Origin of the sequence: Halorubrum sp. AD140 (assembly GCF_034497445.1) — an archaeon.
GTDB lineage: Archaea > Halobacteriota > Halobacteria > Halobacteriales > Haloferacaceae > Halorubrum.
Window position 1 is genome coordinate 1 of sequence record NZ_JAXRUU010000081.1, and the last position, 11,452, is coordinate 11,452.

9 protein-coding genes and 2 pseudogenes are annotated in these 11,452 nt (G+C 61.6%); 10 read left to right on the forward strand and 1 reads right to left on the reverse strand.

The window, feature by feature from the left end:
* Positions 1–141: 141 nt before the first annotated feature.
* Entirely contained in the window at positions 142–3,687 is a 3,546-nt protein-coding gene (locus U4E84_RS14990) for a hypothetical protein (RefSeq protein ID WP_322532923.1), read from the reverse strand.
* A 171-nt stretch (positions 3,688–3,858) separates the two neighbouring features.
* Between U4E84_RS14990 and U4E84_RS14995 the strand changes: the two genes are divergently transcribed.
* From U4E84_RS14995 to U4E84_RS15040, 10 genes and pseudogenes are all read left to right on the forward strand, one after another.
* Positions 3,859–4,779 (forward strand): ArdC-like ssDNA-binding domain-containing protein, encoded by a 921-nt coding sequence (locus U4E84_RS14995; protein WP_322532924.1) that lies wholly within the window; start codon positions 3,859–3,861, stop codon positions 4,777–4,779.
* Between the two features lie 173 nt (positions 4,780–4,952).
* Positions 4,953–5,555 (forward strand): hypothetical protein, encoded by a 603-nt coding sequence (locus U4E84_RS15000; RefSeq protein ID WP_322532925.1) that lies wholly within the window; start codon positions 4,953–4,955, stop codon positions 5,553–5,555.
* Positions 5,533–5,811 (forward strand): hypothetical protein, encoded by a 279-nt coding sequence (locus tag U4E84_RS15005; RefSeq protein WP_322532926.1) that lies wholly within the window; start codon positions 5,533–5,535, stop codon positions 5,809–5,811. Before U4E84_RS15000 ends, U4E84_RS15005 begins: the two co-directional genes overlap by 23 nt.
* Positions 5,812–6,148: 337 nt before the next feature.
* Complete coding sequence (locus U4E84_RS15010; protein ID WP_322532931.1) at positions 6,149–7,708, forward strand: ATP-binding protein; 1,560 nt, start codon at positions 6,149–6,151, stop codon at positions 7,706–7,708.
* A gap of 391 nt (positions 7,709–8,099) precedes the next feature.
* Positions 8,100–8,672: a hypothetical protein gene (locus tag U4E84_RS15015; RefSeq protein WP_322532927.1), complete on the forward strand. Its 573-nt coding sequence runs from the start codon at positions 8,100–8,102 to the stop codon at positions 8,670–8,672.
* A gap of 252 nt (positions 8,673–8,924) precedes the next feature.
* Positions 8,925–9,113: pseudogene (locus tag U4E84_RS15020) on the forward strand (hypothetical protein); the annotation flags it as partial.
* Positions 9,114–9,434: 321 nt separating this feature from the next.
* The gene (locus U4E84_RS15025; RefSeq protein WP_322532928.1) at positions 9,435–9,737 is read left to right on the forward strand and encodes a hypothetical protein; all 303 of its coding nucleotides are present in this window, start codon (positions 9,435–9,437) and stop codon (positions 9,735–9,737) included.
* A gap of 112 nt (positions 9,738–9,849) precedes the next feature.
* Positions 9,850–10,142: pseudogene (locus U4E84_RS15030) on the forward strand (ArsR family transcriptional regulator); the annotation flags it as partial.
* Between the two features lie 69 nt (positions 10,143–10,211).
* Positions 10,212–10,823 carry a hypothetical protein gene (locus U4E84_RS15035; protein WP_322532929.1) on the forward strand — a complete coding sequence of 204 codons (612 nt, stop codon included), beginning with the start codon at positions 10,212–10,214 and terminating at the stop codon, positions 10,821–10,823.
* Positions 10,824–11,027: 204 nt separating this feature from the next.
* Positions 11,028–11,315, forward strand: coding sequence for a hypothetical protein (locus U4E84_RS15040; RefSeq protein ID WP_322532930.1), 288 nt, complete (start codon positions 11,028–11,030; stop codon positions 11,313–11,315).
* Positions 11,316–11,452: the final 137 nt, after the last annotated feature.

The following is an 11,452-nucleotide window of genomic DNA, read 5'->3' on the forward strand; positions in this document are numbered from 1 at the left end:
AAACGAGCAGCTACGGGCGGATCTGGCCACAGAGCGGAAGCGACGACAGGAACTCGAAGCCGAGATCAACACTGATGAGATCGGTGGCTGGTGGCCGTTTTGAGCGTCCCACCGTAAATCGATGACACTGAGAGCGGGCGATTAGCTGTGTTCATCGGTGTCAAGGTGCGTATCTCGAACTGACTGGAACGTGTACACGTCGGTGAGCCCCGGCTGGTCGATTGTGAACACCGCCGGCCGCGTGCGCTCTCCGTACGTCTTCTCGACGCGAGGAGTGCCATCTGGTGGGGTGTTGAGCGCCTCGATCACCTCGTGGGCAGCCTCTCGATTTTTCACGATCCAGATGGCAGCGGTCGGCTCCTCGGCCGCGAGTTTGTCGTAATCGTCAGGGATCGCCTGTCGGGCGTCGTTGTTGATACGTTCGGCTTCGAGCGCGGCGACAACGTCTCCGGTGTCATCGACGGCGGCCGCATCGAGTCGGCCCTCGCGCACCTCATAGTACCGCTCAACCGTGGTCGCTGGCGAGGTCGGATCCGCAACAAACTCCTGGGCGAGCAACTGACTGCCCACCTCGACCATCGCGACGTGGAGGCTGGATTCGCTGAGGTCGCCCGCGCCGGCACCATGTGCCACCCCCTCGCGGTGGCGGACACCGATCGCATCCCGGCCCGCCGGCGTCACCGTATACAGCGTGTGCGGATACCGACAGTCGCGGGTGATCAGCCCAGCGGTGCGGAGTTCGTCGATCTCGACGGCGTCGATCCCGACGTACTCGGCGAGTCGGCGCATGCTGTCACGGGTGATGTCGTATTCGATGGCTGGGTCGTACTGTTGTTGGTGAGCAGAGTAGACGGCCTGGAGAAATCGGAGCGCGGCGTCACTCAGCGGGCTCTCTTGGCGTTCGGTGTACGTGAGCTTCACCGGCAGCTCACAGATCGGGCAGTCAGCCCGATCGACGGTCTCGGGGTCGTGACAACAGCCGATTGCCGCCCGGAGGCCATCTGGCGAGGGATCATATGGGGTTTCACACCCCACACAGACGAGCGCGTGCCGCTCCTCATCGTACACCACCGGATCGGGAAGCCGGTCGGTGTACGGCAGCGCCGAATCAATCCGCGCAGTCGTGTCGGGCTCGCCAGCGGGCTCGTCGGTTGTCTTGGGTTGGGCGGGGCCCGTCGTCGCCTGCGTCGCCGTCAGATCAAGGCCGTACCGTTCTCGCGTCCGGTCACCGCAGATCGCTCGCCGGGCAGCAAACGTGGTTTCCCGCGCCGGCCGGAAGCGCTCACACTCTGGATGGCCTGCTGGCAGCGGGGCGCTCGCGACGAGAAATGGCCGTGGCGGCTGGGTCGCGAACGGGGCTGGCAGCCGTACGAGCCACTGCCCGCGCTGGAGCGATCGCAAGCGGTTCCCCACGGCGGCTGGCTCCAGATCCGCTGTCGCGAGCCGGGTGGTGAGTGCGTCATCAACGGGGACGCTCCCGGTCACGATCGTGGCGACGTTGTTGATCAACTCGATGTAGGCGCTCTCATCGCGCACCCGCAACTGATCCGGAAATTGGGTGGCGAGTGTGACGCTACAGCCGAACGAGCGGGATTGTGCGAGCAGATCGTCGACGATACCTGACGAGACCAGCTGGGCCGCCTCCTCGAGATAGAGGTTGACGAGCGGGCGATCAGCGGCGGCAGTGGTTTGTGCGCGGCGATGGAGCGCCGTCCACAGCTTCGACAGAAGCGTCCGCGTGAGCGCCTGCTGGCTGGCCGCGCGCAGCCCTCCGGTATCGACGATCACGACGGCGTCTTCGTCGATCACCGCACGCAGATCGAAGTGGGGATCGCCCTCGTCGGGGACGTGATTAAAGAGCTGGCCGAACCGCTCATCAAGCGGAATCTTCTCGATGCGGTTATGGACGCCTTGAAGCAGCTCATCAAAGGTCTGTTGGCTGTTGGCGGCGACGTTGAAGAGCATCGATTGCAGCTCATCGTCGATGACCGGCGGCGGCTCACCCGTCTCGTGAAACCGCGCCGCGGCCCGTTGGAGGTCGCGATGCGGGAACGCATCACTCCCGTGGACGGGATCAAACAGTGCCTTCACCAGCTGGCGGATGATATCTGGTGATCGGATCGCCTGCCGGAAGCGATCGCGACCCATCACGCCTTCGAGAATTTCGATGTAGTGATCGGTGAGGTCTTCGACCGCGGTCGCCCGGTCGATCCCGGCGGCCAGCTGGTCTCGAATATCGAAAAATGAGATTGCGGGCAGTGTCTCTGTACAGTCAAAGTAATAGACGTTTTCGAGCGTCTCATACCGGGCGTAGTGGGCGCGGAGGTACGCTTCAGCCATGTCATCTCCCTTGGGAGTGATGAGAATCTCGGCGCCGTCCGTGGCGGCGTGGTTCTCGAGAATCGCCGTAAGCAGACTCGTGGATTTTCCCGATCCCGTTTTCCCAAACCACGCCACGTGGAGCGATTGGAGCGCCGGTGGCACCGCAATCAGCTCATCGGTGGGCGTGCCGTCCTGGTCGAGTGTGTGGCCGACGACGAGGCCAGGGTTTTGATACCGCGTGAGTTGACTCGGCGGTGGCGGCGGCAGCGCCGTCCGATCAGAGGCGGCCGGGTCGACTGCGCGCTCTCCACTCGTCGTGAGCGAGGTGCCATCCACCAGACACAGCGCCGGCAGCGTGGCCGCATCCACAACGAGCCCCTGGCTGCGATTCGCTGTGCCCGGAAGTTTCGTGATCGGGGTCTCGTAGGTGGGCTCGGCGATCGTCCGTTCGCGCATCGCTTCAACGACTGCTTCGGCGTCGGTGCCGGTGGTGACCGTTCCGTCGATCCTGTAGTACTCGCCGCTCACGCCGCTGAACGCGGTCGCGAGCTGGCGGGCGAGAGCTGTGGCCTCCGCACCCACAATGACACAGCGGGCACTCGCGAGAAACGCGTGTCGGGGGTCAGCGGCGGCGATCGCTTCGTGGCGGCCGACAGTTGCGGGGTCCGTGTGCTCGCGGGCGGCCGTCTCGGCGGTCTCAGCCGCATAGTCGGCAACGAGGTCGCCAAACAAATCATCGATGAATCGACTCCCCATGGTGTCGCGCCCTTCTTCGAGCTGCCACTGGCGATGCTGGGCCTCGCCGCGCCAGTCGCGATACCGACGACACACCACCTGGTAGGTGACGGCGGCCGTGGTGTCTGCCAGTGTTTCGGCGATGACGGCCAGCGGGAGCCGCCTCTCATCGCGTTCTTGAAAGTCGCTGAATGGCGTCAGCCGAGTCTGCCAGTCGGCACGCCGTTCGGCGTCGCCAACCCATTCGACGGCTGCTAGCTCGATATCGTCGGCAGTATCGATCTCAGCTGGCGATGGAATGGGATCTGGTGTCGCTGGCGTGAGCTCGTACTCGTTCGGACAGGCCGCGCGCAGGCCGGCGTTGAGTGTCTCTGTTGGGCCGTCAGCGATCCCTGCATAGAGACTGAGATCGGTATCCGGCCCGGCTGGACGCTGGAGTCGAAACTCGAGGGGTGGTGCGTTCGTCCCGAAAAGCCGGTCAACGAAGCCGTCCGGCTCCTGATCGATACTGTGGAGCCGGCAAAACCCCTGTTCGACGGCAGCTGTTGCCAGCGGGGTGTCAGTCGGTCGCAGCTGGAGGTGTGTATGCTCCGGGGATCGGGCAGGGAGGGAATCAGCACTGCGCCCCATAGTGTGTCTCTTGTTTACATACAGCATTAAGAAAGTTACTGCGCTGGGGTCCTGAACGAAAAGACGCGGGACGCACTGGCTGTGAGCGCGTTCAGCCCGTCTCGCCGTTCCTCGTAGTGGATGCTCGGTGAGTCGCGCTGCTGGATTTTCATGCTCCCGATGGGTGGGAGCATGGCTGAATCCAAGTCTCCGAGCGGGCACGTCGCCTTCGACGACACCGACGCCCGCGCCGACCAGATGCATCAGGCGATCGACCAGTGGCTCGCGGAGCTTGTCGACGCGGTCGATGCGGCGCGTGCAAGCGAGCAATTCCAGCAGTGGCTCGACGTGCAGAGCAACTTCCATGACTACTCACACCGCAACACGCTGCTCATCACCCTCCAGTGTCCCGATGCGACGAAGGTCGCGGGGTACCGGACGTGGCAAGACGAGTTCGATCGACACGTAAAGGCGGGTGAATCCGCGATCTGGATTTGGGCGCCGATCATCACGAATCAGTGTCCTGAGTGCGGGGACGGACCCACGTACCACGAGGCCAGCGACTGTAGGTACGACGAGACGCCACCCGACGAGTGGGAGACGGGCGTTGTCGGGTTCAAACCCGTCTCAGTGTTCGACGTCTCCCAAACGGACGGCGAGCCGCTTCCCGAACTGGCGACATCGGCCCAGGGCGACGCGGATGGGCTGGTGACGGCGCTGCTCGAGGCGGCCGCCGATCTCGGGATCACAGTCGAGATACTCGAGAGTGGGGCATGGCCCTACGGCGACGCGGACGGCGTGTGTCGGCATGTCGATGGTGATCCTCACGTGCAGGTGCGCGACGACGACACTGCGGCCGTCGCGGGGACGCTGCTTCATGAGTACGCCCACGCACTGCTCCATGGTTCACGCGACGCGGCTGGGCAGGAGGCACGTGAACGGGAAGCTGAGGCGGTCGCATACGTTGTTGGGCGCCACTTCGAGCTCGAGATGGACGGATCAGCGCGGTATCTCGCGGCGTGGAGCGATGATACGAGTGAGCAGCTCCTCACTCGGTGTGAACGCATTCGGGACGTGAGTACCACGCTGATCGACGCGATCGAGACGCGGTGAGGGCCCCGCTGCTGGGGTTCTGTGGTGCCCCGAGGGGTGGACACCATGGCAGTACCATCCACGACGGTCTCCACGCCGAATCGGGGTGCACAAGGAAGAATGGCCACCAGCGATCAGGATCTCTACTGCTTGCTCGCCAGACCATTTATCAACCATCCTGACAACCGACACGTATGAGTGGTATCGAGCTTCGAGATGAGACACTCTACGTGGATCGTGCTCTGAACCAGCTTGATGAGCTGGCGATCGCGTTCTCGGATATCCTGGATCACGTCGGGATCGAACACGTGTTCATCGCTGGATACGTCTCGATCCTCGCTGGGCGGGCACGCTCGACGGAAGATGTCGATGTACTGATCGAGCCGATTGATGAGGCGATAGCAGAGACGCTCGCAACACGCCTCGAAACAGAGAACTTCTGGGGGCCAGCAATGCCACTCGCATCGATGTACGAGATGCTTGAAAACGGCGATCCGATCTGGGTTGCCCCAACGGATCAGGTGACTCCGCATCTTAAAGTGAAGACCGTCGGCGATGAGTTCGACCGCGCATCACTCTCTCACGCGATTACCGCACAGATCGGTGGAGAATCGATCCCGATCGGGCCGCTTGAGCTCCAAATCGCGTACAAATTGTCGCTTGGCGCCCAGAAGGATATCGAAGACGCAGTCCATCTGTACACCCTCTTCGAGGAAACGCTTAGTGTATCCCAGCTCGAAACGTGGGTAAGCCGACTCGATGTCGACGCCGAATATGACCGACTCAGAGACGCCTGACCAACTCGATGCGAAACACGACCGCAATCGTGAGCAACGCATCGCGGCGATCAAACGCTGGGTGTCGTACATTCAATCGGAGCCGCCCGAGGTGTGGGGCCCACAGCAGAACGCAGTGGTGAATGGGCAGCTGGGTGCTGCCCAACACGTGGCAACCTCGGCCGCCGATCAGCAACACGTCGCCGATGTTGCTCAAGATATTCTTGAGGTACAGGACAACGCCAGCGACGTGGCAGAATCGCGGGACGAGCGGTGACATCCTCCCCGCGCTAAAGTGCGAGGATTCCTTCGTTGGGGGTTCGGCTACCGACTCACGGAGGCAACTTGCGGGGTAGTGCGCACTTCTTTGGGACGTTCGTGAGGGTGTGGTTTCCCCGACGAACCGTGATCGTGTCACTCCGATCGCACGGGCGACAAACAACACCGCAGTTCACACAGACACGCCGCGCTCGGTTTGTCTGGTGCCCCGAGGGGTGGACACCATGTCCAACCAGTCGCCACCCCCGAAATCGAGGGGAACCGAGCCGAGTCGTACCGCTTCCGTCGAGATGACCACAACCGATCAGATCGCCCAGTATCTGATCGAAGACCAGATGGCGGATCTCACCGACGCCATTCGTGAAGCCGTCCAGAACGGCGTCGACAGTCCTGGCTCCGAGCGCGTGTTGGTGAGCGTCACGCCAGAGCAGACGGTCGTCTGTGATGACGGCGCCGGCGTCGATCTCGCTGACAAGGCAGGTCGTCGCGATCTCTCCGTGCTCGGGGCAGGCACCAAAACGCGTGATGACGACGCGACACTCGGCGAGTGGGGGATCGGCACGGCCGCGATCATCGCAAAAGGCGCCGTCCGAATCTGGAGTGGCCACCATGCGTTGTGTTTCGACTATCGAGACGCCAGAGACACAGCCCCATTCACCCTGGCGGCCGGCCGAGACGGGGTCGTCGTCGACACCGAGCACGCATTTGACGGCGTCTGCGTGACCATTGATTATTACGCGGACGAGGTTCCCGACCCGAACAGTTACCGGTGGCCCCGCATCTACGATCGACTCCGCGAGCGGTTCGGCTACCTTACTTTCCTGACGGGCGTCGAGATCGTGGTGAACGGGACGGCTGTTGATCGCGGGCACCCGTTCGACGCCGTTGAGGACGCGCGCGTCGCGGTCACTCGTGAGACCACCGATGCCTACTTGGCGCTCACCCACGCGCCCGATCAGGGGCTCGCCATCTACAGCAACGGGTTGTACGTCACCACCGATCACGACGCAGGCGTCGGGGGCGTCGTAGTCTCGAACGGCAATCTTACGCTGAACTTCGGGCGGACAGACATCCAATCGGGGTGTGACCGGTGGGGACGCATCCAAGAGACACTCGAAGACGCGCGGATCGCGTTGTACGACCAGCTCAGCGACGACGCCCTTGCCGCCCAGACGCGCTCGGTGATGGCCGAGTTACTCGCGGCTGATGACGGCCTTCGTGAGCGGTGGCGCGGGCGGCAGGTGTTCCAGCTCGTCACCGAGACGCCGGTGAGTCTCGCGCAAATACAGGCGGCCCCGCAGATCGCCTTTCAGGAGGGCGTGGGACACGGCGCGGACGCACTCGTCGAGCGCGGATCCATCATCCTCGATACGAGCGATCAGGCCACCGAAAAACTGGCACGCGCGGCGCACGATGACGACACCGCGATCACGCTGCCGGACACCTTCGTGGTCCACGAACGCGCAGACGCACTCGGCGTTTGGGAGGGGTACACTCGACTCGCCGATAGTGATCTGACGACCCGACAGGGTCGCTATCTCCTGTTTGCGCGGGCGCTTGCCGATGCGATGGGGATCGATCGCATCATCTCGTGGGGGGAGGCGACCGCTGACGCCTGGACGGATGGGTACACGCGGATCGTGATCACGGATTCGGCAGTGACGAGCCCGAAGCGTGCGGTGTGGACGCACGACCTCTTTTTGGTGCTGTGTCACGAGGCGGCCCACGACCGCTCGGATAAGCGGCGGACAGCTCACGGGCGGCGCTTCGAGAGTCGGTTTCGCGAACTCGTCGAGGACCCGAGCGTACGGCAGGCGTACACCGATCTAGTGGGGGCGATTCAGGAACGAGGATTCACGCATGTGTTTCGTGCCCGGGGTGTAACGCTCGGCTAGTGTGGGGTATCTGTGGCGCCCGAAGGGCGGCCGCCATGATCAACCCACGTGCGACGTTGGACGCTCGAATCGACACACAACTCACCCACCCGGCGTGGGGGCAGTGTACACATCCTCCTGCTGCTCGCAGGTACTATGACACCTCGGACGGGTCGCTCATCGCGTGTGAGCGCTGTGGCCGGGTCGAGCGCCACCGTTGAGAATGAGGTCGGACAAGATGTGTCCACGGGGTGAGACGACAGTCACCATCGGCATCGTCCACGGTCCGGAGATGGCGATCCGTCGCCCCTGCGGGCATCGTGTGCTGACACCGATCGGTTGAGACGGATCGATAATAGGATTTTTGGCTCGCCGCGATGGGCGCCGGCGAGCCACCTGCCGGCGTGATTCGATGTCGACCCGATGTCAACTCCGGTTCGTCCGGACCCTCGAAACGGGCCAGACGGCCGATCCGACCGATCCAGTCGCACAGGTGTACACGCACTCAGATGGGTATCCGCGTGGCGTACTCACGCGCTTACAAGAGCTCAAACAGCTGTTGGAGGCGACAACCAGCGTCCGGGGGCCCTCGTATGCGGCCGCCCAGTACGTCTTTCTCGAGAAGCTGGCGTCGTTGACGCTGTATCTCGATCCCGACCGGGAAGCAGGGCGGCGCGTCGACGCGCACTCGCCGACCGACGTCTGTCAACCCAGTCGGATGCAACATCTTTCTCAGCCACTGTTTCTGCTTGGCCACGGAATCGAGGATCCGCGAGCGGGCATTCACGGCGATGAGGAGTATCTGTACGTCGTCGCGATCCCACCGTACGAGCTGGGGCAGATCGAGCCACCCACCTGGCAGGTTGCCGTCAGCGAACGCTGTGGGTTCCCACGGTGGGACGCTCAAACTGACGACGCGTTCGAAGCGGCTGAGTGGCAGTTTGAAGGAGCGTTACAGGACGTGGTGACACACTTCGTGGAGTGACATCCTCCCCGACCTCCAGGACGGGGCGTTCTCTTTGAATCTCCGTAGCTTCTCCAACCGTCCATGTTGAGGATGCAGGTGAGAACCGCGATTGACACCCTCCCCGCGCTGAAGCGCGAGGCTTTCTCCTTGATTCTTCGTAACGAGATAGACTGACGAGCCGAGTAGCACTAGCTTCGACTCGACGACGCAGCTAGCCGTCTTCGATCGTGGCTGGACGGACGGCCGCAACGCCGACGAGGAGGGCGAGTGATGTAGCAGACGCTCACCAGCTGCGCCTTCTGTGACGCGCCACCCGGCACTGAGGTTGGCGAGGCGTATACCCAGGGCGAAGATGAGCGGGTCACCCACCCGATCTGTGTCGGCTGCGCTACCAAGACGCGGCCAGATCCCGATGAGCGCGACCACGTCGCCTGTAACGGCTGTGGACTGGTCGTCGACGTTACGCAGGACGAGCAGCCTCGGCGGTATGCCGCCCGCGAGATCGACCTGATCGGCTTTATTGAAATCCTTAGTAGTTGATATATCCTGACCCAGTTTCGGTCAGTACTGGTGAGATACAACTAACGTAGTTCGGCCTGACGAGTCTGGAAAGAATATTAAAACCGTGCTGTTTCAAATTGACGAGTAGATAAAGAGTCTCCTGAAGGAAGCCTAAATATGGACTCACAAGCAACACGACGAGACTTCCTTGCGTGTAGTGTGAGTTGTCTCGCTGGTCTTGCAGGCTGTACCGCGTTTAGGCAAGACGAAAACGTACCGGTGTCAATTGAAGAGGCAGGGGCCTACCAAGTTGACTCTGACCGCCTGATCGTCAGAGTTGTTCTTTCAAAATCAGGCGAGACAAAGGCCCGAGTTCATTTGCGGTGGGAAGTAGCTAATCAAGAGTACACACAGGCCAGCGAATCGATAGTCATTATCGAGAAAGAATTAGAACAGAAATCGGTTGCTTTGGTATTAGAATCGCAAACCGACATCGACGTAGAAGATGTGACACGGTCAGAAGTACAGATAGGGCACGGCGCCCCCGGAACTGATTGGACATCGGCCCCCTTCAAAGAATGAACGCCCCCAAATGACCCATGAGCAGCTCTCATCGACCGGCTGTTTCAGGCGAAAATACATCTGAAGAATAGGATTTCAACAGAGCCACCTGATCGTAACGGCGATCGCCGACGACCGCGAGTACACGACTACGCCAGCGCTTATCGACGCGGTCGGCCGCCGCAAAACCAACGCCGATATCGACATCTACGTCGACCGTCACGGCGTTGCCGGCCTCGCGACCGCGCTCACCCATGCGGTCGCCCGCGAACGCGGTGAGGTAACCCACCGACTAATGGTCGACAATCTCGATATCTCTCCGCCGGCTGCGGAGCTGGTCCTCCAAGCGCTTCGCCCCATCGTCCAGAGCACTTCGAGATCGGTGAGGATGTACGTCATGATACCGAAGAAGGAGCCAACGTATGAGCATCGAAACGGGCGGCCCGACACAAATGACGCACCGTTTAGTTTATCGGCGTTCCATGGAGGAGACTGATGGAACTCAGTGACGGCAGACTCACGGTTTCACGGGAGCTTTCAGAGCTCGACAAAAATGTGCTTGAGTTCACACAAATCCTCGACGCCTGCGAGGTGGACTACGTCATCGTTAGTGGGTACGTCGCAATCCTCACGGGACGTTCTCGATCGACAGAAGATATCGACGTCATTCTGGAGCCATTATCCGAAGCGGAGACTGCGCAGTTAGTTACAGAACTCAAAGACCGAGGGTACTGGGGGATGGCGATGCCGCTTGCTGAGATGTATTCGATGCTGAGCGAGGGGAGCCGCATCCGGATTGCCGAAGAAGGGGGGATATACCCGAACTTCGAGACATGGTTCGTTTCAAACGACGTTGAGCGTGAGGCCCTCTCGAATCCCCTTACGGTGACATTCGATGAGGGGCAGATCGAGATCAGCCCGCTTGAACTCCAAATCGCGTACAAACTCCGGCTTGCACAAGCTGCAGACAGCCTTAGCGGGAAGGACTTCGAGGATGCACTTCACCTGTACCTGACTTTCGAGGAACGATTTAACACGGAGCGGCTCGAAACGTATGTCAACGAGCTTGGAGTGGGGGACTACTATGCTGAACTCAAAAGTATTTGAAGACGATCATCGGCGGAATACGGCGCAACGGCGTGCGATGATCAAACAGTGGGCCGAGTACGTTCGGACGCACGACGATCGTGAGTGGTCACGCCAACAGAATCGACTCATCGACTCGCAGCTCCAGTCAGCTAACGAGATGGCTGCGGCTGGCGACACAGATCCCGTTCGGTTCGCGGCCGCTCGCGATCGACTGCGCGACCGATGACCGACGAGGATGCGCTTTCGCAAGAGATCGCGGCCGCGTACGACGATGACGAAATCACCGTCGACAGCGAGTCCTTCCAGGAGTTCGTTGCGACGAAATACTACGGCGACCAACTCGGATACGAGGCGATTACGCAGTTGATTAGCGCCGAAACTGCCCAGCGACTTCGTCTGCTCAAAGCGGATATCACGGACGAGCCACTCGATCTCGCTGCGCCCGATGGTGTCGACGTCTACGATGGTGACGCGACCGCGGTCGAGCCCGCAGCCGACGACGATCGATGAGCGGCCGACAACTGCGAACGGTCGTCGACGACACCAGCGCGCTCGTCAGTCTCGCAGTTCCCCGAGCCGATGCGGCTGTCGACACTGACACCTCGGACCCGTTCCAGTATCTCCTCACATCCTGTGACGTGTTCGTG